This is a genomic window from Paenibacillus tritici (assembly GCF_018207515.1).
Lineage (GTDB): Bacteria > Bacillota > Bacilli > Paenibacillales > Paenibacillaceae > Paenibacillus_AQ > Paenibacillus_AQ tritici.
On the sequence record NZ_CP073365.1, the window covers coordinates 5,776,664 to 5,800,549 of the forward strand.

Annotated in this window: 21 protein-coding genes; all 21 read right to left on the minus strand. The window is 53.5% G+C overall.

The features are described from left to right. Positions 1–5: 5 nt before the first annotated feature. A complete protein-coding gene (locus KDC22_RS24830) occupies positions 6–449 on the minus strand; it encodes a cell division protein SepF (RefSeq protein ID WP_042216684.1) in 444 nt (147 codons plus the stop codon). Continuing rightward, positions 449–1,144, minus strand: coding sequence for a YggS family pyridoxal phosphate-dependent enzyme (locus tag KDC22_RS24835; protein WP_211720728.1), 696 nt, complete (start codon positions 1,142–1,144; stop codon positions 449–451). The genes KDC22_RS24830 and KDC22_RS24835 overlap by 1 nt, the downstream gene beginning before the upstream one ends. A 3-nt stretch (positions 1,145–1,147) precedes the next feature. Beyond that, entirely contained in the window at positions 1,148–2,005 is an 858-nt protein-coding gene (pgeF, locus tag KDC22_RS24840; RefSeq protein ID WP_211720729.1) for a peptidoglycan editing factor PgeF, read from the minus strand. A 133-nt stretch (positions 2,006–2,138) separates the two neighbouring features. Further along, positions 2,139–2,483, minus strand: coding sequence for a YlmC/YmxH family sporulation protein (locus tag KDC22_RS24845; RefSeq protein WP_173128188.1), 345 nt, complete (start codon positions 2,481–2,483; stop codon positions 2,139–2,141). 166 nt (positions 2,484–2,649) lie between these two features. After that, the gene (gene sigG / locus KDC22_RS24850) at positions 2,650–3,432 is read right to left on the minus strand and encodes an RNA polymerase sporulation sigma factor SigG (RefSeq protein ID WP_211720730.1); all 783 of its coding nucleotides are present in this window, start codon (positions 3,430–3,432) and stop codon (positions 2,650–2,652) included. A gap of 79 nt (positions 3,433–3,511) precedes the next feature. Next, positions 3,512–4,234, minus strand: a complete 723-nt coding sequence (sigE, locus tag KDC22_RS24855; protein WP_036690190.1) for an RNA polymerase sporulation sigma factor SigE — start codon at positions 4,232–4,234, stop codon at positions 3,512–3,514. 8 nt (positions 4,235–4,242) lie between these two features. Beyond that, entirely contained in the window at positions 4,243–5,220 is a 978-nt protein-coding gene (gene spoIIGA, locus KDC22_RS24860) for a sigma-E processing peptidase SpoIIGA (RefSeq protein ID WP_425516968.1), read from the minus strand. Positions 5,221–5,461: 241 nt separating this feature from the next. Further along, positions 5,462–6,373, minus strand: a complete 912-nt coding sequence (locus KDC22_RS24865) for an Rpn family recombination-promoting nuclease/putative transposase (RefSeq protein WP_211720731.1) — start codon at positions 6,371–6,373, stop codon at positions 5,462–5,464. Between the two features lie 116 nt (positions 6,374–6,489). After that, positions 6,490–7,611, minus strand: coding sequence for a cell division protein FtsZ (gene ftsZ / locus KDC22_RS24870; RefSeq protein ID WP_173128194.1), 1,122 nt, complete (start codon positions 7,609–7,611; stop codon positions 6,490–6,492). Positions 7,612–7,675: 64 nt separating this feature from the next. After that, complete coding sequence (gene ftsA / locus KDC22_RS24875) at positions 7,676–8,938, minus strand: cell division protein FtsA (RefSeq protein WP_173128198.1); 1,263 nt, start codon at positions 8,936–8,938, stop codon at positions 7,676–7,678. A 350-nt stretch (positions 8,939–9,288) separates the two neighbouring features. Further along, a complete protein-coding gene (locus KDC22_RS24880) occupies positions 9,289–10,053 on the minus strand; it encodes a cell division protein FtsQ/DivIB (RefSeq protein ID WP_211720732.1) in 765 nt (254 codons plus the stop codon). A 66-nt stretch (positions 10,054–10,119) separates the two neighbouring features. Continuing rightward, positions 10,120–11,403, minus strand: a complete 1,284-nt coding sequence (gene murA, locus KDC22_RS24885) for a UDP-N-acetylglucosamine 1-carboxyvinyltransferase (protein WP_173128205.1) — start codon at positions 11,401–11,403, stop codon at positions 10,120–10,122. A 185-nt stretch (positions 11,404–11,588) separates the two neighbouring features. Further along, positions 11,589–12,704, minus strand: coding sequence for an undecaprenyldiphospho-muramoylpentapeptide beta-N-acetylglucosaminyltransferase (gene murG / locus KDC22_RS24890; protein WP_173128208.1), 1,116 nt, complete (start codon positions 12,702–12,704; stop codon positions 11,589–11,591). Between the two features lie 5 nt (positions 12,705–12,709). Then, positions 12,710–13,807, minus strand: coding sequence for a stage V sporulation protein E (spoVE, locus tag KDC22_RS24895; protein WP_211720733.1), 1,098 nt, complete (start codon positions 13,805–13,807; stop codon positions 12,710–12,712). A gap of 49 nt (positions 13,808–13,856) precedes the next feature. Continuing rightward, positions 13,857–15,278 carry a UDP-N-acetylmuramoyl-L-alanine--D-glutamate ligase gene (murD, locus tag KDC22_RS24900; protein ID WP_173128214.1) on the minus strand — a complete coding sequence of 474 codons (1,422 nt, stop codon included), beginning with the start codon at positions 15,276–15,278 and terminating at the stop codon, positions 13,857–13,859. Positions 15,279–15,281: 3 nt separating this feature from the next. Continuing rightward, positions 15,282–16,247: a phospho-N-acetylmuramoyl-pentapeptide-transferase gene (gene mraY / locus KDC22_RS24905; protein WP_173128217.1), complete on the minus strand. Its 966-nt coding sequence runs from the start codon at positions 16,245–16,247 to the stop codon at positions 15,282–15,284. 16 nt (positions 16,248–16,263) lie between these two features. Next, a complete protein-coding gene (locus KDC22_RS24910; protein ID WP_343222054.1) occupies positions 16,264–17,673 on the minus strand; it encodes a UDP-N-acetylmuramoyl-tripeptide--D-alanyl-D-alanine ligase in 1,410 nt (469 codons plus the stop codon). Further along, positions 17,673–19,160: a UDP-N-acetylmuramoyl-L-alanyl-D-glutamate--2,6-diaminopimelate ligase gene (locus KDC22_RS24915; RefSeq protein WP_211720734.1), complete on the minus strand. Its 1,488-nt coding sequence runs from the start codon at positions 19,158–19,160 to the stop codon at positions 17,673–17,675. The genes KDC22_RS24910 and KDC22_RS24915 overlap by 1 nt, the downstream gene beginning before the upstream one ends. Before the next feature lie 27 nt (positions 19,161–19,187). Continuing rightward, positions 19,188–21,116, minus strand: coding sequence for a stage V sporulation protein D (locus KDC22_RS24920; RefSeq protein ID WP_173128225.1), 1,929 nt, complete (start codon positions 21,114–21,116; stop codon positions 19,188–19,190). A gap of 93 nt (positions 21,117–21,209) precedes the next feature. Beyond that, positions 21,210–23,441: a penicillin-binding transpeptidase domain-containing protein gene (locus tag KDC22_RS24925; protein ID WP_173128228.1), complete on the minus strand. Its 2,232-nt coding sequence runs from the start codon at positions 23,439–23,441 to the stop codon at positions 21,210–21,212. 47 nt (positions 23,442–23,488) lie between these two features. After that, complete coding sequence (locus KDC22_RS24930) at positions 23,489–23,884, minus strand: hypothetical protein (protein ID WP_211720735.1); 396 nt, start codon at positions 23,882–23,884, stop codon at positions 23,489–23,491. Positions 23,885–23,886: the final 2 nt, after the last annotated feature.

Genomic DNA, 23,886 nt, shown 5'->3' on the forward strand with positions numbered 1-23,886 from the left:
CCTGCTCACCTCATTCTGTTGTAGTCTTGATCATCACCGAGAATCTCTGTAATGGAGCCTTGGATCTCCACCGTGTCCGGTGTGCACATAAATATATTGCCCCCAATTTTGGATATTCCTCCACCCAGGGCATAAACGGTTCCGCTCAGAAAATCTATAATCCGCATAGCCTGATCGTTGCGCACCCGCTGCAGGTTAATCACAACCGTGCGGTGCGAACGCAGATGGTCGGCAATTTCCTGGGCTTCGTCATACGAACGCGGCTCATAGAGCACTACCTTAACATTTTTTTGCGAATGGATACTGACGACGTTGGCCCTCTGATTTTTGCGCGTTTCTACAGGGGCGGGTTCGTATTCATCCTCATCACGGGAAATTTGCTCCCGCTCCACAATCTCCTCTTCCTCCTGCAAGCCCAAGAAACTCATAAACCGGTTCATCACGCCCATCAATCTCCCTCCTCATGACCTACTAATACCGTACCCAGGCGCACCCGGGTGGCTCCTTCCTGTATCGCCACTTCAAAATCATTCGACATTCCCATCGACAGCTCCCCGATAGGCTCAGGTGTCAGCCCCAGCAGATTGAGTTCATCGCGCAGCTCGCGGAGTCCCCGGAATACAGGCCGGGTCAGCTCCGGGTCCTCTTCGTGAGGGGCCATAGTCATCAGTCCGATGACCTTAACACGGTGGAGCGGGGCAATCTCCTTCAGGAAGCCCTGCACCGCCTCCGGTGCCAGGCCGAACTTGGTGTCTTCCCCGGAAATGTTCACCTGCAGGAACACCTTCACATCCAGTCCGGCGGCATCCGCCTTCTTATGCAGCTCCCGGGCCAGCGATAACCGGTCCAGGGAGTGTATATATTGAAATTTACCGATAACATCCTTCACCTTATTGGTCTGCAAATGCCCGATAAAGTGCCAGATCCCCTTATGGCCCAGTAACTTCCATTTAGGCTCCGCATCCTGCCAGCGGCTCTCGGCTATCTCCTCAAGCCCTGCTTCCAGACAGGCGGAAACCGTATTCAGCGATACATATTTCGTGACAGCAATCACCTTGACTTCACTGACATCCCGGCCGCTGACCGCACAGGCCCGTGCGACACGTTCCTCTACCCCGGCTATTCTCTCTTGTAGTGAGGCCAATATTCAACTCTCCTTTATTCCGATCCAGCTCGTCATTCTTCCTGTAACCCCATTCTCCTTGCGATAAGAAAAGAACAGATCACTGTTACAGCTTGTACACCAAGTTGTACATTCGATATGAGTCGGCAATATTCCTGCTTTTATCATAATGCGTTGATTCAATTCTTTCAAGTTCAGCATCGCTTTGCTGCTGTCCTTGTCCGAAGGTCTATATAACTCACGCGCCCCTTCCGCCGCATTCTGCGGGTTCAGCCCGGCCTCCAGCCGGCGGACACGGTCCATTACATAATCATCGACCTCATAGCAGCATTCACCAATGGATGGACCGATAGCAGCCCTTATATCCTCTGGACGGCTCCCGTACGTCTGTCCCATTCTCTCCACCATCGCTGCCGCTATTTCGGCCACCGTCCCCTTCCAGCCTGCATGTGCCAGCCCTACAGCCCCCTGCAGCGGATCATAGAAGAATAGCGGTACACAGTCGGCATAAAAGGAAGTCAGCAGCACTCCATGCACATCCGTCAGCAGCCCGTCTGTGGCCTGAAAGGCGGAAGCCCGGTCCAGACTGCCTTTGCCGCGGTCCTGTTCTGTAATGACAGCGATCTCTTTCCCATGGGTCTGTTCCCCGCAGGTCCAGTCTGCAAGCCGGAAGCCCAGACTCCCGGCCAGCAGCCTCCGGTTAGAGAGTACATCCGCCGGATCATCGCCGACATGAAAAGCACAATTGAAGCTGTCATACGGTTTTGTGCCGCTGCCGCCTGCTCTGCCTGTGAAGCCTGCAGTAATCTTCTGATACTGCCCGCGCCACGGCTCCAGATGCAGCAGCATTGGCGCTGCGCCAGTCTGCATAAACGGTTCCATATCTTCACCTCCGCTTAAGTGTACCACAAACTCTTCCCCACAAAGTGACGTAAAGCTCCGGTGCCTATTCAAGTACTTTGCGGGGGCCCCCGAATAAACTTTACCCATATCCGCAGAAAAAAGACGCACCTTATCAATAAGTGCGCCGCTCACTGCGTTCCGGCCGTTCCAGATACATCATTTCACGGTCTTCCTGTCCCTGCGGGATGCGGGGCTCCTCCAGCTTCACAAGCACGACATCTGCACCAATCTTAACGATATTCCGCCACGGGATGATCAGATCAGCGCCGCCGCCGAACAGTCCCATAAATCTTGTATACCCCGGAACAATAATGGCGTCAATAACACCTCTTCGTACATCCAGCTCCAGATCACTAATCTGTCCGAGCCGCTTACCGTCGACAATATTGATAACATCCTTGGTTTGAAAATCGGAGATTTTCATTTTTTTACCCGCACCTGCGGACTCCTCGTTCATCCTGCCACCCCTGTACATTCAGACCTATAACTTCAGTATATGTCCCTAAGGCTTGGCAACATGTCTCATTCCATGACGGCTTAACGCGGCAGACATACAAAAGGATACCCCGGACAGCCATTACCGCTGCCTTCCGGGATATCCTCGGCTCATTTATAAGCTGGGGTTAGGATTTTACATGCTTTTGCATTTGCTGGATCGCCGACTTCTCAAGCCTTGAGACCTGGGCCTGTGAGATTCCAATCTCGTCTGCGACCTCCATTTGGGTTTTGCCTTCAAAAAACCGCATGGATAAAATGCGTTTCTCGCGCTGCCCCAGCCGCTGCATGGCCTCCCGGAGGGCAATCTCTTCAATCCAGGAGACATCCTTGTTCTTGTCGTCACTGATCTGATCCATCACATAGATGGGGTCCCCGCCGTCATGATAGATCGGCTCAAACAGGGATACCGGGTCCTGGATAGCATCGAGGGCAAAGACAACATCCTCTTTCGGGACACCAAGCGCTTCGGCAATTTCAAAGATCGTCGGTTCCCGTGAATTCTGATTCGTCAGGCTGTCACGGACCTGCAGCGCCTTATAGGCGATGTCCCGCAGGGAGCGCGATACCCGGATCGGGTTGTTGTCACGCAGGTAGCGGCGGATCTCTCCGATGATCATCGGCACCGCATAGGTGGAGAACTTAACATTTTGCGATAAATCGAAATTATCGATGGCTTTCATGAGTCCGATGCAGCCTACCTGAAACAGATCATCCACGAACTCTCCACGATTATTGAACCTTTGAATGACGCTTAGCACAAGTCTAAGGTTGCCATTTACCAATTTCTCTCTGGCGGATCGCTCGCCCTGCTGCTGCAGCGAAGTGAACAATGCCCGCATTTCCACGTTCGTCAGAACAGGCAGCTTGGCGGTGTCCACACCGCAAATCTCGACTTTATTTCGGGTCATGATGATTAACCTCCCAAGGAGAAACATTACTGTACATTATCTCCCCGGTCCGGCATTTTATTCCTCAGCTTTTCATCACTTACACCATCTTGTTGAACTCCTTGCGCAGCCGCTTGATAATTCTTTTCTCCAGGCGTGAAATATAGGATTGGGAGATGCCCAGCAGATCGGCAACATCCTTTTGTGTTTTTTCTTCCCCGCCCCGGAGTCCGAAGCGCAGCTCCATAATCAGCCTTTCCCGCTCGCTGAGCTTCTCCAGCGCCTTCTGCAGCAGCTTGCGGTCCACCTGCTCCTCGATATTCCGGTAGATGGTATCATTCTCCGTGCCCAGTACATCCGAGAGCAGCAGCTCGTTGCCATCCCAGTCAATATTGAGCGGTTCGTCAAAGGAAACCTCGCTTCTTGTCTTGCTGTTGCGCCGCAGATACATCAGAATTTCATTCTCAATGCAGCGGGAGGCGTAGGTGGCGAGTTTGATTTTTTTCTCCGGATCAAAGGTGTTGACTGCCTTGATGAGTCCGATCGCCCCAATGGACACCAGATCCTCAATGTTAATGCCGGTGTTCTCAAATTTCCGGGCGATATAGACCACCAGCCGCAGGTTGCGCTCGATCAGCATAGCCCGGACAGCGGCATCGCCGCTGGAGAGCCGCTGGAGCAGGAACTCCTCTTCTTCCCGCGTGAGTGGCGGCGGCAGCGCTTCACTTCCGCCGATATAATAAATCTCCTGACTTTTTAGTCCGAGCAGAAACAGCATGCGGTAATACTGCAATTGCAGCACAAGCTTGAATTTGACCATTATTGTTCCTCCTATAGGTTACTTAGGCCCATCGCCTTGTCAGCCGGCGCTTCTGGAGCGCTCTCTTTGTGGGTCAGGTCAGGGTGAATGACCGCCCGGTACGCGCCGTCTCCCGACAGTGTCCCGCCATCCAGCCCGATGAGTACCCTTTTGCTGCAAAAGGTATCCCCGCCCAACTGTATCGTCACGTTATCCGGCTTCAATGCGAGCATGAAGGATGCCCCGCGGTTAACGCCTCTGTACGGCACCAGCCGTATTCTGTCCTGCCAGGCAAACGACTGCCCGTCCGTTTCCAGTACAAGTGTATCTGCTCCCGTCTGGGTCAGCCTTCCCTTCCAGGCAGCCGGCAAATGGGTCTCCCACAGCGAGGCTTCCATGACCATTACCGGAATCCTCGTCAGTGGATCACTGAGCCGGTTCCCGGTGTCCAGCAGCCCAGGGCAAGTGACCGACACTCCGTCAATCTCCACGGTCACTTCGCCGATATAGGAATCCAGCTGCTCTCTGTGCCTGCGGGAGGACTGAATCAGCTTGAAGAGGAGCAGGACCAGCGGAAGCAGGGCAAGCACGAACCAGAACCCGATCTTCAGCCGGTAAGCTTGGCCTCCTGAGGAGGTAAAGATCATCCCGTTCCAGATGTCGCCTGAGCTTTGCAGCAAATAATGAAACCCTATGATCCCTCCCGCCGCCGCAAAATTAGTGATATAAAACGCCCCTAATGCACGTAGATAGCTTTGCAGACTTCTGAATCCAAAGGCTATCCATAACATCAAAACCGATAATCCGAATTTGATAAGAAAGGTGTACAGAAAGGACAGCTCCGGTACGAACATCATTACAACATACAGCGCACCCACCAGCGCTGAGAGAATAAGCCGCCACCAGGATACCTTTTGCTTGACCAGCCAGCTTGTCAGCCATAACAGGACTCCGTCGATCAGCAGATTGGCGGCAAAAATCAAGTCAATATACACAACCAGTGCTCTCACCTGCCTGCAAACGGATATCTATCCGGAGGCCAGGGTGCAGGCTCTCTTTTTAGACGATAAGATTAGTATAGAAACTCCGGCATTCAAAGTCTGTCTAAACATGGGGGGCGTTCTTACGGTTTTTTTGTCGAGTCATGGGTCTAAGAGGGTACAGCGGAGAAACAAGCAGAAACGGCACCATCCGTGTAAGGACAGTACCGTTTCTGTGGGAAATATAAGGATAGGTGATCTTCCGCAGCAGTTAGTTATTGATAGATTTCAATTCTTCTTCGGTCAGTCCGGTTGCCTGCTGTACAGATACAGAGTCCATTCCCATAGCCAGAAGATTCTTCGCTATTTCCAGCTTGGCCTCAAGCTCACCCTCAGCTCTGCCTGCCGCTATGCCTGCTGCTTTACCTTCCTCCATACCTGCAGCTCTGCCTTCCTCCAGACCTTTAGCGAACCCTTCTCTTTGCGCACCGTCTCTCTGCGAGGCCTCGTCCAGCAGAAACTTCTGGCGGTCTTCGTATTTACGGCGTGCTTCCGAATCCTGGCTCAGAAACTCCAGGGTCTCCATCGCTTTCTTCAAATCAGGCTCGTTCATCTGCAGCACCTCCCAATCAGAGTAATGGGTTCCATTCAGAAATAACAGCCAGTTCACAAGGCCTCTCTCGCCGGGAATCGCAGGCTGATTCAGCTTGGGCAGCTCCAGGAAGTGAATTTCAATATCGTCTGACAGCGGCGCTCCGCTTACATCCTCCCGCAAGTGAAATACACTATGGGGATGTTCATTAGGCAGCACCTTATAGTTCAGAATATTGATGGTCACACATTTCTTGAGGTCCATATATTTACCGCTCACCTGAAGCTGACCCGCATACCTTTTGCTCCAGTAATACAAGGTCCGTTTCTCAATATCATATTTATTGAACAGCTGCATCTCAATATTAATCAGCTTGCCGTCCACAGATTTCGCCCAGATATCAAATATCGCCTGCTTATCCAGCGGATCATCCTTATCCGTATAGGGGTTGAGCAGCACCACTTCTTCCAGCGGGAGATCACCCGCATCCATGAATATCCGGTTCAAAAAAGCCAGCAGCACATCCTTGTTATTCTCACTTGCAAATATCCGCTTAAATACGAAATCCACTCTGGGGTCCAGCAGTTCCATTCCATCGCCTCCCATTATTAGTATTATAACAGCCTGAAAAACAAAAAACACCGTACCCGCAGTTCTTAAGCTGCGTGATACGGTGCTTCCGTAACGATCTATACTATGAATGGCTATTAATCATTGTTGCCGCGTGTCCGGTTGCGCAGGAAGGTTGGAATATCCAGCTGATCAGAGGTTGTCTGATTGCCGAACGGACGAAGATTCGCGTTCTTATCCTTATCCTTCTCCACTGCCGGCTCACTGCCGGCTGCCGGACGGCGTACAGGCGCTGCAGGAAATGGCTTGTGTTCAAAGCCGGTCGCAATTACGGTGACCTTGATCTCGTCCTTCATGCTCTCTTCGATAATGGCACCGAAGATCATATTCACTTCGGGGTCCGAAGCAGAGGTAACAATCTCGGCAGCTTCATTCACTTCATACAGAGAGAGGTTAGCGCCCCCTGTGATGTTCATAATTACGCCGCGTGCCCCTTCAATGGAGGTTTCGAGCAGCGGGCTCATAATGGCTTTGCGGGCCGCCTCAGAGGCACGGTTCTCGCCGGTGGCGATACCGATACCCATCAGCGCTGAACCGCGCTCCGTCATAATGGTCTTCACATCGGCAAAGTCAAGGTTGATCAGGCCGGGAACCTGAATAAGGTCGGAGATCCCTTGCACCGCCTGGCGGAGTACATTATCCGCTTCACGGAATGCCTCCAGCATCGGAGTTTTCTTATCCACAATTTCAAGCAGGCGGTCATTGGGAATCACGATCAGTGTATCGACCTTTTCCTTCAGCGCCTCGATGCCAAGCTCTGCCTGATTGGCACGTTTTCTTCCTTCGAAGGTGAACGGGCGGGTCACGACGCCTACCGTCAATGCTCCGCATTCTCTGGCGATTTCGGCAATCACAGGCGCTGCGCCTGTTCCGGTGCCGCCGCCCATGCCTGCGGTTACGAAGACCATATCCGCACCCTTAAGCGTATTGGAAATCAGATCGCGGGATTCCTCTGCCGCCTTCTTGCCGACCTCAGGATTCGCTCCTGCGCCAAGTCCGCGCGTTAATTTATCCCCGATTTGCAATTTATGCTCCGATTTGGCCATATGCAGCGCTTGGGCATCTGTATTAACTGTGATGAACTCAACACCCTGAACGCCATTTTCAATCATCCGGTTCACGGCGTTGCTTCCGCCGCCGCCTACGCCGATGACTTTTATTTGAGCCAAGCTCTCCATTTCAAAATCAAATTCCAACATATTGTTTCCATCTCCCCCTCGAGTAGTGCTTGGATGGCCAGTCCAAGTGTATCTGGACTTACACTTATATGAACTCGCTAAACATATTCTTTAGACGTTCCACCAGACCAGGTTTCTTGGAAGAATCCTGAACAGGCGCCGCGCTTTGTTTGCTGCGGTTCACTGTCTTCTTGTTGGCGCTCCCGCCGCTGCTTCGTCCGCGGAAGTTGCGCACAACGTTATGAAGGATACCTACACCGCCGGTGAAGCCGGGGTCGCGTACTCCAATATAATCCGGTACGGCAATACGTACAGAGGCTGCCAGTTCAGTCTGGGCTACCTTCAGTACCCCAGGCATCGAAACGGTGCCACCCGTAAGTATATAACCTCCCGGAAGCTCAGTATAACCAAGCCGTTTCACTTCCTGGCGGATCAGATGGAAGATTTCCTGGACTCTCGGCTCAATAATCGCTGCCAGATCCTCCTGGTTGAATTCCTTCTCGACATTGCTGCCGATACGCAGAACCTTGAACACAACATCCGAAGCGGCATCGTCTATCCAGGCACAGCCGTATTTCAGCTTCACCTTCTCAGCCTGATCGGTAAGAGTGCGCAGTCCGTACGCAATGTCATTGGTTATAAATTCTCCTCCGATCGGAATCGTGGAGGTTGCACTAAGAGAACCTTCTTCATATACGGCTATCGTTGCTTGGCCGGCCCCAATATCAACCAGTACAGCCCCCATTGATTTCTCATCTTTGGAAAGCGCTAATCCGCCGGCCCCGAGAGACATGAGGACAAGATCTTTAACCTTAAGACCTGATTTCTCCACGCAGCGTAGCAGATTATGTATAGGTGTCTTGGCCCCGGTAATGATCGTCGCCTCCACTTCAAGACGAACTCCGATCATTCCGCGCGGATCCTGAATTCCTTCAAGTCCATCGACGATATATTGCTTGGCGACAACATCAATAACCTCGCGTTCCGGCGGCAGTGCAATAACCTCTGCAGCCTTGATTACGCGGTCGATATCATCTTCGCCGATCTCACGGTCCTCATTCTGAACAGCAACTACGCCGTGGCTGGATTGCAGGCCGATATGATTGCCGGATATCCCGACATACACCTCGGATATTTGAATACCGACCATTTGCTCCGCATGTTCTACGGCACTCTTGATCGATTGCACAGTCTGATCGATGTCTACAATCGCACCCTTGCGTATTCCTTCCGAATCAGCAGATCCAACGCCAATAATATTAAAGGTTCCATTGGTAACTTCCCCGATGATTGCCCGAACTTTGGATGTACCGATGTCCAAACTAACAATGATGTCATTGTTGCTCAAGCCCTATGGCACCTCCTGTTATAATCATAATAAGTTGTGAAGATAAATAGATATTAAGCACTCTTTGATCCCGGTCGCGGGAAACATCTCTGTACATATTCAACATCCCTAATCCTTTCCCTCTTTTTTCAACAAATTTTTTGAGTGGAATAATATGACAAGGTTTTCACATGCAAGCAGACGCCCCTCAGCTTCCAGAAATCAACGTCTGACACTCAAAGAAGGGTTACAAGAGAATAACAGCTATATCCATGATTGCATCTCAAAAAATCCGCAGAAAAAAGAGGGATATTGCTTATTGCCCGTAACACAGATTGTAGCATTTTTTCCGCTCTATTAGTAGGGACTATTTACTCCCCAGCGTCTGCATCCTCTCCGGTGTCCACCGTTTCATTGTGAAACGGAACATAGGAATCTGCCTCCAGCATCCTAATGAGTCCCGGCTCTTCCGTCTCGATCACCTGGTTCAGATAGCCTACTTTATCCTTCAGCAGTGAAATTGCCGTGATCACCTCGAACCGTGAACGTGTGTACAGCTTGATCCGGTCCGGAAAAGACAGCGTCGGGGAAGGGACAATCTCGGAGATATCACTGGTCAGCTCATTCGGGATTCCGGCGAGCGCCTGGCACAGCTTGGCCTTAAAGGGATCGTCAGCCTTCCAGTTGGTCAATATGGGCTTCTCTACGGCAATCCCGGTATCGGTCACGGAGACTGCGGCCCCGCTCGACAGAATGGCTTCAAGTACACCAGCCTGGTCCAGTTCATAGGCAACCGCAGGGTACTCTTTGATACTGATAGTAACTACACCAGGGAATTTCTTGCTTACTTCCGCTTTCTGCACCGTATTCAGTGCTTCCAGCGCTTTCCCCACAGAATCCCCGGAGACTGCGAAGAACTGTCCGCCGATCTTCAGTCCGCTTGCAGCAAGGAGCTTCTCACGGGATGTATATTTATCCCCCTGTGTATGGATTGCCGTAATCTTGCTGATCGACGAGCGAAAGAAGATTACAGCCAGCAGTGCGGTAAACAGCAGCACCAGGATAATGATGATTTTACGGTTTTTTCTCTTGCTAGGCTTGTCCTCTTTCAGAAGAGGTATTCGGGTTTTTGGCATTCTCATATCTCCGTAATAAGGCCCTGTCTCCTTCCTTCGCGGCTGGGCCGAAGGAGACAGGGAGCTTTAATTGGCCAAATCCATCGGACCCGGCACAGGCACTTTGCGGCTGATGCGTGCTCCCAGCTTTTGAAACAATATCTCAATGCCGTCATATCCCCGGTCAATATGATGCGCCTGCTCAACAATGGTCGTTCCCTGAGCGGCAAGCCCGGCAATCACTAAGGCTGCTCCTGCGCGCAGGTCAGTGGCTTCAACCGTTGCTCCATACAATCTCTGCACCCCGCGAATGAACGCCCGGTTCAGATCTATGGAAATATCGGCTCCCATGCGGGCCATCTCCTCCACGTGCTTGAAGCGCCCTTCAAATACAGTTTCCTTGATCACACTGAATCCGTCTGCCAGGGACAATAGAACCATTACCTGAGATTGCAGATCCGTAGGAAATGACGGATAAGGGGAAGTTACAATTCTATCTACCGCACGGGGTCGTCCCATACAGCTGATATTAATTATATCATTGCAGACTGTAATTTGAACACCGGCACGCCTCAGGATATGGATCAGGGAGGTCAAATGTCCTGCATTGGTATGGGTCAGCGTCACATTGCCCCGAGTGGCCGCTGCTGCGATCATCACGGTTCCGGCAACAATCCGGTCAGGGATTACCTCATAGCTGCACGCATAGAGCTTCCGGACACCCTGGATGGTGATCGTATCCGTTCCCGCGCCGATGATCTGCGCACCCATCGCATTGAGGAAGTTCTGCAGATCCTGGATTTCCGGCTCTCTGGCTGCTCCAGAGATGGTGGTGGTTCCCTCAGCCGTGGCAGCAGCCATCATGATATTCTCCGTAGCCCCTACGCTGGGGTAATCCAGATGAATATCGCAGCCCTTCAGCCTGGCAGCCCGGCAGCATATTCTGCCGCCCGTCTCTTCAATCTCTGCCCCAAGCTGCTTCAGCCCCTGGAGGTGGAGGTCAATCTTGCGTTCCCCGATGGCGCAGCCTCCCGGCTGATAGATGGTCACCTCACCGAATCTGGACAGAAGCGGTCCCATCAGAAAAATGGAGGATCTCATCTGCCGCATCAAATCCTCCGGAACATGAGAGGTCAGGAGAAATGACGTATCAATTGTTACCGTTTCCTCTTCATGCACCGTCCTGCAGCCCAGCCGCTGCAGAATATCCAGCATCGTTTCGATGTCAAGCAGCTTAGGCACATTATGCAGTGAGTGAACTCCTTCGGCCAGCAGGCTAGCTGCCAGAATCGGCAGAGCTGCATTTTTTGCTCCATGGATACGAATGGTGCCTGACAGGGGATTTCCACCCTCAATCACCAATTTGTCCAATGTATCACCTCCGAGATTACCGCTCACCCACCATAAGCACTTCCTGCACTTCTGTCTTTCAGGATGGGCCTCCGAAGAACTCTGCTCCCTATCCCTGACTCCAAGAGGTGCTCTGGGTGATTGTCACGATTATAAGATCATCCTATGTCAGGAGCCCCGTGTGTGTGACAATGAAAGCCCGGATTCTAACGCTTCCGTCCTGCAGCCAGCCTGCGTAGCTCGGCGACCACCAGTGAGGCGGAATCTCTTTTGCCCAGGCGCCTTGAGGCTTCAGACATACTGCTGCGTACGGTATCCGCCTGGACGATCTTCTGCACCGCTGTGAACATCGCCTCGCCGCTCAGATCCTTCTCAAGCAGCACGACTGCTGCACCTTCACGTTCCAGCGCTCTGGCGTTCGCTTCCTGATGGTTGTTCGTAACATTGGGAGACGGAATGAGTACAGAGGGTATGCCAAGCGCGGTAATCTCTGCAAGAAAAGAAGCGCCTGCCCGGTTCACAATAAGCGAGGTGCAAGCCAGTACCTCAGGCATATTGTGGACATACGGGAGGACATGCAGCCAGTTCGGCAAACTGCCAAGCGTCTCGCGCACCGCCTTGCGTGTATCCTCGAAATAAGCTTCTCCGGTAACATATACATAATGAACACCATTACCCTTACCCACAAACGGAGCCATCTCAATCATGGCACGGTTAATCGCCTTGGCTCCCCCGCTTCCTCCGACTACCAGCACAACCGTGCTTCCTTCAGGTATGCCCAGCGAAGCGAAACCGCGCTGCGGGTTAGCCGTCATGACCGTGGTGGCCCGTGGATTGCCCGTATAGATTACATTTTTGGCGCCGGGAAAAGCCGGCTCTGTGCCTTCAAAGCTGACGGCGACCGTATCGGCATAACGGCTGAGAAAACGGTTGGTCAGTCCCGGGATCGCGTTCTGTTCATGAATGAGCGTCGGGATACCGAGCCGGGATGCAGCATACACCACAGGTCCGCAGACATACCCTCCGGTACCGACAACAACATCAGGCTTGAACTCGCGCAGCATGGCTTTGGAGGCCTTGACCCCCTTCAGGAACCGCATCACCGTCTTCACATTGTCCATCGACAGCTTGCGGCGGAAGCCTGTAATATCAATCGCCTGGAAAGGCAGATTCTCCTGGGGAACCAGCTTGCTCTCCAGACCTCGTTTGCCTCCGATATACAGGAAGACGGAATCCGCATCTTCGGATTCCAGTTGTCTGGCAACGGCTACGGCAGGATAGATATGTCCTCCCGTGCCGCCGCCGCTAAGTACAATACGCATGTCTTTCACCTCGCATAACGGGATAAATTAAGCAGAATACCTAGAGCTGTGAGCATCAGGGTCAGCGATGAGCCCCCGTAGCTGATCAGCGGAAGCGTAATGCCGGTTACCGGAATGAGGCCGATAACCACGCCGATGTTGATGACCACCTGAACCGCCACCATACATACGATGCCTACGGCAAGATAGCTGCCGAAGCGGTCCGGCAGACTCATCGCCACCTTCATCCCGCGCCAGATCAGCAGCAGGAACAGCAGCAGGACAGCCAGCCCCCCGATAAACCCCAGCTCCTCGGCCAATATTGAGAAAATAAAATCAGTCTGCGGCTCCGGTACATAACTGTACTTTTGCCGGCTCATCCCGAACCCCAGTCCGCCCAGCCCGCCGGGACCCACCGCATACAGCGACTGGATAATCTGATAACCGGCGCCAAGCGGGTCGGACCAGGGGTCCAGGAAGGCGGTGATCCGCTGCAGACGGTAAGGCGCAGCCGCGATGAGCCCGGCGAAGCCGGCCAGCCCCAGCGCACCAAGGGCAAGCAGATGCTTCATCCGCGCTCCGGCTGCAAAGACCATCATCAGGGCCGCTCCGAACATGACCGTGCCTGTGCCGAGATCCGGCTGCAGCATAATCAGCGCAAAGGCAGAACCAATCAGCGCCAGCGGCGGAAGCAGCCCGCGCGTGAAGCTGGAGATGTCATACTCATCCGTTCCTAGCCATTTGGCCAGGAAGAGAATCATCCCCATCTTCATGAATTCAGAGGGCTGAATACCGAAGGAGCTGATGCCAATCCAGCTGCGCGCGCCCCCGCGAACGACCCCGATGCCGGGAACCAGCACCAGCAGCAGCAGAATGAAGCAGACGATCAGCGCAGGCCGGGCAAACCTCTTCAGCACCGGATAAGCCGTATTCGCAGTAATGAACATCGCGATCAGGCCGAGGCCTGCGAACAACATCTGTCTTTTGACAAAATAAAACGAATCGCCATAATTGCGGAAGCCCAGAACGGACCCGGCACTGTATACCATTACCATACCGATAGCCAGTAAAGCCAGTATCGGAAGCAGCAGCCAGATATCGGGCGCATGACGGGATTTGTTCATCAGGAGCACACCTCTTGCATCCGTAGTAGGGGCTTATCCACCCCCCTACTTAAAGGTTATGCACCGCCTCTTTAAAAATACGCCCGCGCTCCTCATAGGAAGCAAACATATCCCAGCTGGCACATGCGGGGGAGAGCAGAACGATGTCTCCGGCTTCCGCAAGCGCGGAAGCCTCCCGCACAGCCTCCTGCAGCACGGCGGCGGCGCTCTCCCCATTATCGACGGAGATCACTGTCTTTACTCCTGCCAGCTGCGCAACAGAGGCCAGCTTGTCCCGGGTCTGTCCAAGCGCGACCAGCGCCTTGACATTCCCGCCGAGGACAGGCAGCAGCTCCATGTAATCGGAGCCGCGGTCCAGGCCGCCTGCAATAAGAATAACCGGCTTCCGGAAAGAGGCCAGCGCCATAGAGGTAGCTTTGGAATTGGTCGCCTTGGAATTGTTATAATAGGCCGCCCCTGCCTTGTCTGTTACATATTCCAGTCTGTGTTCCACCCCGCGGAAGGAAGCCAGCACCGCGCCGAGTCCCGCCGGGTCTGCCCCTGCGGCAATGGCAATGCCGCAGGCAGCCAGCGCATTCTCCACGTTGAAGCGGCCGGGAAGCCCGATAGAGTCGACAGAGGCTATTTCGGTCTCCTTCTCCGTGTTATCCCGGTAGATGATGACACGCTTCTGCTCATCTTCAGTATCCGGCACGAAGGAAGGGCGGACAAATATGCCCTGCACCAGCTCCTCGGTCATGGAGAAGGGCAGGATTCCCGCCTTGAGATAAGGAACCAGCTCGCGGCAGACCGGATCATCCCAGTTCAGCACAGCGGTGTCACCCGGGCCCTGATTGGCGAACAGCTTGGATTTGGAAGCGACATAATCCTCCATCCCCCCGTGATAGTCCAGGTGGGTCTCGGCAACATTCAGCAGGGCAGCGACCTTGGGCCGGAAGGCTTCCGTACCCTTCAGCTGGAAGCTGCTGAGCTCGACCACCATCCAGTTGTCTGCGTCAGCCTCCTGTGCGGCCTGACAGAGCGGCGTGCCTATATTTCCGGCTATGATGGGTCTTAAGGCTGCCGCCTCCAGCATACGGCCTACCCAGGTCGTTGTAGTGGTCTTGCCGTTGGAGCCGGTAATGCCGATGATAGGGGCGGCACAGAGATGATAAGCCACCTCCACCTCGGTTACAATCTCGATGCCAAGCTCAAGCGCCTGCTGCACAGGAGCTACCGAATAGGGAATTCCCGGGTTTTTGACGACCAGGGCCACCCCCTCATGGATCAGACTCTCCGGATGTCCGCCACATATAACAGAAATTCCCAAAGTTTCCAGTTCGGAAGCTTCGGGACTTTGATCTCTTTCCTTTTTATCGTTGACCGTCACAACAGCGCCGTGTTCATGCAGCACCTTGGCCACCTGGACGCCGCTTTTGGCGAGCCCCAGGACGACCACTTCTTGATCACGGTACAGATCCGGATGTTTCATTCGTTACAACCCCTTGATGAGATATAGTCCAGCCACGGCCAGCACGAGGCTTACCGCCCAGAAGGAGACGACCACACGCCACTCCGACCAGCCGCCGAGTTCAAAGTGATGATGAATCGGGCTCATTCTGAATACCCGTTTGCCCCGGGTCTTAAACGAAGCGACCTGAATAATCACGGACAGCATTTCAACTACGAATACCCCTCCGATGACCACAAAGAGCAGCTCGGTCTTGGTAACAATGGCAATCGCGCCAATCGCGCCGCCAATCCCGAAGGAGCCGAAATCCCCCATGAACACCTTGGCGGGATGGGCATTGAAGACGAGGAAGCCAAGGACCGCGCCAATCATCGCAGCGGCGCAGACACCGGCCGCAATAGAGGTGGCCTGCATGGCAACCACAGCAAAGGCGGCGAGCGCAATCGCACTTACGCCTGACAGCAGCCCATCCACTCCGTCCGTGAAGTTAACGGCATTCGTAACCGCCATCATCATCAGAACAATGAACGGATAGTAGAACCAGGGGCCCCAGTCCAAGCTGAAGGATGTTCCCGGAACGCTGATATTGGTGTTATGACCCGCCGAAATCAGCAGGACGCAGAGGATAACTCCAACCAGCAGCTGACCCAGCAGCTTTTGGCGTGCGGTAAGCCCGAGGGAGCGTTTGAAGACAATTTTGATATAATCATCCAGAAATCCGATGAGTCCATAACCCAGCGTAGCAACCAGCAGTACATAGAAATCAGAATTGATGACCGAGAATTTCAGAAAAGACAGCGTGAACGCGACCATGATGATCACTCCGCCCATCGTAGGGGTTCCCGCCTTTTTCAAATGAGTCTGTGGCCCGTCGTCACGAACCTGCTGCCCCAGCTTGAGCCGGCGCAGCAGCGGTATGATCAGCGGAGCGGCAATGACCGCAAGGATAAAGGACACAGCAATAGTCAGCAGAAGCAATTGATAATCCATGGGTACACCCCTCCTTTTAGTTAAAATTAGCTTCAGAATGATCCTTCAAGCGGTGAAGCACTTCCTCCAGGCGCATCCCTCTGGATGCTTTGAACAATACTACATCCTTCTCGCTGCACTTCGCATTCAAGGCAGTGATCAAGGCTTCTTTATCTGTAAAAGCAAAGAGATGTCCGGCCTCGAATCGCTCCGAAGCCGCCGCAGCAATATGCGCCGCCAGCGGACCAAAGGTAAACACATCATCCGTCAGCTTAGGATCAAGGTAACTGCCGATCTGCCGGTGGAACATAATTTCCTCCGGCCCAAGTTCCAGCATGTCCCCCAGCACCGCGATTCTGCTGCCGCTGCATTTCATGGACTGCAGCACATCTATGGCCGCCCTCATTGAAGTGGGACTGGCATTGTAGGCATCATTCAGCAGAACGAGCCCGCTCTCCGTCTCGATAACTTCAATCCGCATGCCGGTTAGCTTGAGGCCGCTTAATCCGGCTGCTATATTCTCCTCAGTTACATCATAATGACGCGCTACCGCAAGCGCAGCGAGTGCATTAATGACATTATGTTGTCCCGGCAGGGGAAGCGTGAAGGCGCGCTGCCCATGAAGCTGCGAGGTGAAGATCATACCTGCGCTGTGCGTCATCAGACCGGTAGGATAATCATCGTTGTCCGCCGCCTGCCCGAAGCGGAAGGTCAGCAGGCCTTCCGGCGTACGGAAATCAGGCTCTGCCAACACTTCGGCAAGCAGCGGCTCATCCCCGTTATAGATCAGCAGCCCGCCCGGCTTAAGTCCGTCCACAATCTCCAGCTTGGCCCGGGCAATCTCCTTGCGGGAGCCTAACTGCAGCAGATGGGATTCACCCACATTGGTTATCACAGCCACATCAGGCGGGGCAATCCTGGACAGGAGGGAAATCTCTCCGCGTGAGCTCATGCCCATCTCCAGCACAGCAATCTCAACATCACTGTCCATAGAGAGAATCGTAAGCGGCAGCCCGATGTGATTATTGAAATTCCCTTGTGTTTTGTGTACCTTGTACTGCACTTCAAGGAGAGCGGTAATCATATCCTTGGTTGTCGTCTTGCCGTTGCTCCCCGTTACGGCAACCACCCGGGGAGCGATATCGCCCAAATAGGCGGAGGACAGCTTCTGCAGTGCTGCCAAAGTGTCCTCTACCAGAATAACCCCGCCGCCTGCCGGAGCCGGTCCCTTATCCCGCTGCCAGAGGGCAGCGGCTGCCCCCGCAGCCAGAGAAGCGGCTGCATAATGATGGCCGTCGAAGTGGTCTCCAACCAGCGGGACGAACAGGCAGGCGGGCGAAATTTTGCGCGAATCGGTGACGACGCCCTTAATTTCTATATCCTTATCTTCTGCCGAGGACAGCTCTCCTCCGCACATTTCCGCGATATCATACAGCGTTCTTATAATCAATAGCTTCGGCCCCTTATCACTTCTTTGGCAACGATGCGGTCATCGAAATCGTGAACGACTCCGCCTATCAGCTGATAGGTCTCATGACCTTTCCCCGCAATCAATACTACATCGCCGGGGCTTGCCATTTCAATAGCTTTTGTGATGGCTTCACGCCGGTCCGGAATCATCTCGTACTGTTCCTGCGGCACCCCGTCCTCGAGCAGACCTGCCTCAATATCACTCAGAATCTGCAGAGGGTCCTCTGTCCGGGGATTATCGGAGGTAACCATAACATGGCCGCTGTACTTGGCTGCGATCTTGCCCATGAGCGGGCGCTTGGTTGTATCCCGGTCCCCGCCGCAGCCGAAGACAGTGATCACCTTGCCTGCTGCGAATTCACATACAGCCCGCAGAACATTCTCCAGACCGTCAGGTGTATGCGCGTAATCCACAATCACCGCGAAATCCTGCCCGGCATCCACGGATTCGACACGGCCGTCCACGCCGGCTACCGACTCCAGGCTGGTCTTGATCTCTTCCAGCGGCACACCCTCCAGCAGGGCAGCCGTAATCGCTGCGAGCGCATTATAGACATTGAACTTACCGACCATCCGGAGCGAAATGTCACTCTCTCCCTTAAACGTCTCCACATGGAAAAAGGTTCCTTTGGCGGTGATCGAGATTTGGGATGCCCGTACATTGGCAGAATGGTCTATACCATATGTAATGACTTCCGCTGCGGTCTGGGCGGCAAAATAGCTGCTGGCCTCATCATCTGCGTTCAGCACAGCATATTTGCGTTCTTCGTTCCACGGGGAGATCACGTTGCCGAGCCGTGAGAAGAACAGCCCCTTCACTGCACGGTATTCCTCCATCGTATGATGATAATCCAGGTGGTCCTGGGTCAGGTTGGTGAATATCGCGGTACGGTAGTCCGTCCCTTTCACCCGCCCCTGCTGAAGCGCATGGGAGGATACCTCCATTACGCAGCACTGTACACCCTTAAGCGCCATCTGATTCAAGCTGCGCTGAAGCTCAAGCGATTCCTGTGTAGTCCCGGACATCGGATAACTCTGCCCGTCATAGCGCATCTGGATCGTACCGATCAGCCCGGTCTTCACTCCATGATCCTGCATAATCCGTTCTATCAGATACGTGGTGGTTGTCTTGCCGTTGGTACCGGTGATCCCGATCATCCTCATCCGGCTGCTGGGCGAGCCGAAGAAGGCATTGGACAGTACAGACATCGCATACCGGCAGTCATCCACTACGACCTGGGGCAGATCAATCTCCAGCTTCCGCTCGCAGACCAGCGCGACGGCGCCCTTGGCAGCAGCCTGCGCCGCATAATCATGTCCGTCCACGGTATGCCCGGGCAGACAGATGAACAGATCGCCCGGACCCACCTTGCGGGAATCTGCCTGCAAATCCGAAATCTCTATGTCGCCTTCCCCATATAGACGGGAAGCCGCCAGACAAGAAGAAAGTTCATTAATTTTCATACCCATCCCTCACTCTGTATAAAATCCTTAATCTTCACTTGAGGTTCCCATATAAATCCGGATCGTTGACCCCTGCTCCACTCGTGCTCCCGCCTTCGGCGCCTGATTGATCACCGTATTGCCTGAGCCGGAACGGACCAGCATGAAATTCATATTCAGATCCTCATAAATATCCTGAACGGTCGCTCCCGTAAGATCCGGGACTGTCACTATTGGAGTCTCCCCGTATTTATAGGTCCTTGGCAGCTGATCCTTGCGCTGTGGAACCTTCAGATACAGAAGAGAGTCCTCAAGAATATTCTGGACAATTGGAGCAGCTACCACACCCCCGAACTGGATTCCCTTCGGGTTGTCAACTGCGGTGTAGACCACGAGCTGCGGATCATCCGCCGGGGCAAATCCGATGAAGGATACGATATGCTCCGTAGGCGAATACCGGCCGTTGATTACCTTCTGTGCCGTCCCTGTCTTGCCGCCCACACGGTAGCCGTCAATAAATGCCGGCCGGCCTGTGCCTTTGGCAACCACGCTCTCAAGGGCAGCCCGCACTTTCTTCGAGGTCTCCTCCGAGATCACCTGCCGCACTTCCTCCGGCTCGGTCTCGGAGACAACATTGCCGGTATCCGGATTAATCCAGGCTTTGGCGACATGCGGAGTGTACAGCCTGCCGCCGTTGATGGCCGCCGATACCGCAGCGATCTGCTGGATGGGTGTGACGGATACCCCTTGACCAAAGGCAGTGGTCGCCAGCTCTACCGGGCCTACCTGGGCCGGCTTGAAGAGAATCCCGTTCGCTTCACCGTTAAGGTCAATTCCCGTCTTGCTGCCGAAGCCGAAATCACGGATGTACTTGAACAGTGTATCCTTGCCGAGGCGCTGGCCCAAGGCCACAAATCCGGGGTTGCAGGAGTTCTCTACTACTTCAAGGAAGGTTTGGCTTCCGTGTCCGCCTTTTTTCCAGCAGCGCAGCTTCGCTCCGCCGACCTCAATATGGCCCGGATCGAAAAAATGCTCATTCTGCAGATCCACCTTGCCCTCCTGCAATGCCGCAGCCAGAGTAATGATCTTGAACGTGGAGCCCGGTTCATAAGTCATCCAGATCGGAAGATTACGGTTATAAACTTCGGCATCATATTCCTGGTAGGCACCCGGCTCATAGCCCGGCCGGCTCGCCATCGCCAGAATCTCGCCATTCCGGGGGTCCATGGCAATCGACCAGGCGCCCTGTGCCTGATATTTCACCATGGCCTGATCCAGCTCGCGTTCCATAATAGACTGGATCTGCTTGTCGATGGTCAGCTCCAGACTAAGTCCGTCCTGCGGCTCGGTGTACTTCTCTGAGGACCCGGGCATCAGCCGGCCTCCGGCATCGGACAGATACGAGATATTGCCCGCGCTGCCCTGCAGCAGCTTATCGTAGATGCTCTCTATCCCGGTAATCCCCTGATTGTCAATTCCAGTGAAGCCCAGAATATGGGCAGCCAGATCACCATAGGGATAATACCGTTTGTTATCCTCAGCGACAACGATGCCCGGCAGCTGCAAATTACGGATGCTCGCGGCAAGCTCCATCGTAATTTTGCGGCCTCCGGGCTGCAGTTTCACTGAGGCTTTCTTCTGGGAGAGCAGCGTAACCAGCTTCTCCTCGGTCATCCCGAGCAGCGGAGCCAGCTGCTTCGCCGTCTGTGGCTTATCCTTCACCTGTACAGGAATGGCATATATCGTCGGTGAGCTGATATTGTAAGCCAGCGCCACACCTTTCCTATCCAGAATCTCGCCGCGTTTGGCAGTGAAGGGGATATTCCGCCGCCATAAATCCTCTGCCTTATCGCTCAGCTTCTCTCCCTGGGTTAACTGAACATAGGCAAGACGCACAGCCAGCGCACCGAACAACACGGCCAGTCCCAGCAGCGTCCACAGTATTCTCCGCCGACTTTCGACTTTTGACACCTTCATTGCGTTCTCCCCGCTTTCGCTCGTATAGACATGATCTCTTATCTTCATGACTATTCGGGACAAACAGGGGTTAGAACAAGCCTGTATTCGCGGTTACTCCGGCGTGTCTTCCGTTTCGGTGTCATCCGCTACCGCTACGGGAATATTTTCTCCATATTCATTCAGCGGGCTAAGCTTCAGTGCCACCTGCGTTTTGCCGTTATTCTTGGTCTGCGTCTGCTCCGTCACATAACCTTCTCCATCGACGGATATTCCCACCTTCAGCAGATTGAGAATCTCCAGGGCATCGCGCAGGGATTGCCCACGCAGATCGGGAAGCGTCAGGTTCCCGCCCTGCTCGCTTAACAGATAGATCCGCTGTCCGGCTGTCAGGGGCGTGCCCTTCTCAGGGTACTGGCTGACTACATTCGCGCCTTGGCCTACCGCTTCAAAATCAAATCCCTGATTGATTAACTGCTGTCTCGCTGCCTTCACCGTTTTGCCGGTTAAGTCCGGTGCCTTGCGCTGTACAACAACCTCAGTCTTCACTGGCTTCTTGCCCGCATCGTCGGTGACTTCTCCAGCTTTGGGTACGCCCATATAAGGAAGCGCCTGGGATACGATCTCTTTGAAGATCGGACCTGCAGCGACACCTCCGCCGGCAGCATCGGCAGGCTCATCAATAATGACGAAGACCGCAATCTTCGGATCATTGACCGGTGCATATCCAAGGAAGGATGAACGTACCTTGTCCCGGTCATATCCTCCCTTACCATCCGGCTTGATAGCCGTACCGGTCTTGCCTGCCACCCGGTAACCCTCAATGAAGGCGTGTCTCCCGGTTCCGTGCTGCTGATCTGCCACTACCTGCTCCAGATAGCTGCCAGTCTCACGTGCACTTTCCTCCGAGAGTACCTGGCGCACAACCTCCGGCTGAGTGACCGTAGTCTTGCCGGTATTCGGATCGCTAACCTCCTTCACCACATGCGGCACCAGCAGCTTGCCGCCGTTCGCAATCGCCGCAATTGCCGTGAGCTGCTGAATCGGTGTAACCAGCAGCTTACCGTGGCCATAAGATAGCGTGGCATTTTCCGACACATTGTTCGGAGCGGGATTAACCAGCCCGATAATTTCTCCCGGAAGATCAATACCTGTCTTCTCTTTGAAACCAAAATCAGTGATATATTGCAGCAGCTTTTCCTTACCAAGCATTTCATAGCCAAGCTTTACAAAAGCTACGTTGCTTGAACGTTTAACTCCTTCAAGGTAAGTAATTTCGCCCCACCCTACCCGGTTAATATCAGGAATAGGCTTGCGCAGACCCTTGAGTTTGATTTGGCCGGACATGAAATAAGCATTCGGATTGAACAGCTTCTCCTGAACAGCACCCGCCAGCGTCACAATCTTGAACGTCGAACCCGGCTCAAATCTGGACATGATAGCATGGTTATAGAAGCCTGCTGCCTCCTGATTCGTATTATAATATTCATTCGGATTAAACGTCGGCATGTTCGCCAGGCCCAGAATCTCCATCGTCTTCGGATCAGCAGCGATTACACTGATCGACTTCGGTCTGTACTCCGCATATGCCTTTTTCATGGCCTCTTCAATATAGAGTTGAATCGTGCTGTCAATGGTCAGCTTGTAGTTGGTACCGTTAACCACCGGCTGAAACGTATCCTTGGAATCGGGCAGCTTGATGCCTTGGCCGTCACTCTGGTAATTTAGCTTGCCGTCCGTACCGGAGAGCTGTTTGTCCAGATACTTTTCCAGCCCCATGACCGCTGTGCCGTCTCTGTCGGTGTACCCCAGAATATGCGCAGCGAGCGTATCCTTCGGATAATAGCGCTTCTGCTCACGGACGAGTCCTACCCCCGTTTCCAGCGTATCATGCTCTTTCTTGAGCTTCTCTACAAAAGCAGTCACTTTGTCGGCCATATCCTGGCTGATCTTCCAGCCCTCATTGCGAATTTCCCGGTTCTTATAGTAGTTACCGTCTTTATCCTTGGCTTCAATCAGCTTCTTCAGCTCATCCACCGGTTTGTTCAGCAGCTCATGCAGGCCCTGGATCACCTCTTCACCGATCTTCTTCTCGGCAATGACCTTAGGGTTGACAACTACAGTGTAAGCAGGCACATCGCTGGCCAGAACACTGCCGTTCCGGTCTTGGATGACCCCGCGGACGGCCTTGATCGTAGAGGTATGCGCCCATTGCTCGGCGGCTTTCACCTGCCACTTTTCACCCTGCACAATCTGAATCCAGAATACTCTGGCGACTAAAACAAGAAAAAAGAGGGTAATACACCCTCCTATAAACAGCGTGCGAAGTTTTATTCTTTTGACCATAAGGGAACCTCACAACCTCTATTATTGCGATTGCCGTTCATCGCTGATTAGTTACCGGCTTTGTTAGTAGCCTGGCTGCTAAGTGGAACATAGATTGTAGAATCCATAGGAGGAACCACATATCCCATTTCCTTCGCTCGTTTGACAATCGTTTGTTCCAAAGTCTGCTTCTCCATCTGAAACGTGGCAATTTGCTTTTTGTTCTTGGCAATTTCGCTGTCCAGCTTCTGGGCCTGCAAGTTCAAATCGTAAATATGGACGTAACGCCAGATCAGGGCGGCAGCTACCAGAATGAAGGCTCCCAGTGTCAGCATGTACATAAGCTTCTCCTGCAGCGGAAGCACTCTCCGCGTGGTAACAACTTTCTTCTTCTCACGGTAGAGCGGGTTGGTCTCTTGTTTTCTCTTGGGTTGAACTGCTAAATTTCCGCGGGTATAAGCCATCT

What these genes read in the sequence shown, in the direction of transcription:
- KDC22_RS24880 (WP_211720732.1), bottom strand. Translation starts at nt 10,053, where the DNA reads ATGCCAAAAACCCGAATACCTCTTCTGAAAGAGGACAAGCCTAGCAAG.
- KDC22_RS24930 (WP_211720735.1), bottom strand. Translation starts at nt 23,884, where the DNA reads ATGGCTTATACCCGCGGAAATTTAGCAGTTCAACCCAAGAGAAAACAA.
- KDC22_RS24830 (WP_042216684.1), bottom strand. Translation starts at nt 449, where the DNA reads ATGGGCGTGATGAACCGGTTTATGAGTTTCTTGGGCTTGCAGGAGGAA.
- mraY (WP_173128217.1), bottom strand. Translation starts at nt 16,247, where the DNA reads ATGGATTATCAATTGCTTCTGCTGACTATTGCTGTGTCCTTTATCCTT.
- KDC22_RS24865 (WP_211720731.1), bottom strand. Translation starts at nt 6,373, where the DNA reads ATGGAACTGCTGGACCCCAGAGTGGATTTCGTATTTAAGCGGATATTT.
- KDC22_RS24915 (WP_211720734.1), bottom strand. Translation starts at nt 19,160, where the DNA reads ATGAAAATTAATGAACTTTCTTCTTGTCTGGCGGCTTCCCGTCTATAT.
- pgeF (WP_211720729.1), bottom strand. Translation starts at nt 2,005, where the DNA reads ATGGAACCGTTTATGCAGACTGGCGCAGCGCCAATGCTGCTGCATCTG.
- KDC22_RS24845 (WP_173128188.1), bottom strand. Translation starts at nt 2,483, where the DNA reads ATGAACGAGGAGTCCGCAGGTGCGGGTAAAAAAATGAAAATCTCCGAT.
- murD (WP_173128214.1), bottom strand. Translation starts at nt 15,278, where the DNA reads ATGAAACATCCGGATCTGTACCGTGATCAAGAAGTGGTCGTCCTGGGG.
- ftsZ (WP_173128194.1), bottom strand. Translation starts at nt 7,611, where the DNA reads ATGTTGGAATTTGATTTTGAAATGGAGAGCTTGGCTCAAATAAAAGTC.
- KDC22_RS24920 (WP_173128225.1), bottom strand. Translation starts at nt 21,116, where the DNA reads ATGAAGGTGTCAAAAGTCGAAAGTCGGCGGAGAATACTGTGGACGCTG.
- KDC22_RS24925 (WP_173128228.1), bottom strand. Translation starts at nt 23,441, where the DNA reads ATGGTCAAAAGAATAAAACTTCGCACGCTGTTTATAGGAGGGTGTATT.
- murG (WP_173128208.1), bottom strand. Translation starts at nt 12,704, where the DNA reads ATGCGTATTGTACTTAGCGGCGGCGGCACGGGAGGACATATCTATCCT.
- sigG (WP_211720730.1), bottom strand. Translation starts at nt 3,432, where the DNA reads ATGACCCGAAATAAAGTCGAGATTTGCGGTGTGGACACCGCCAAGCTG.
- spoVE (WP_211720733.1), bottom strand. Translation starts at nt 13,807, where the DNA reads ATGAACAAATCCCGTCATGCGCCCGATATCTGGCTGCTGCTTCCGATA.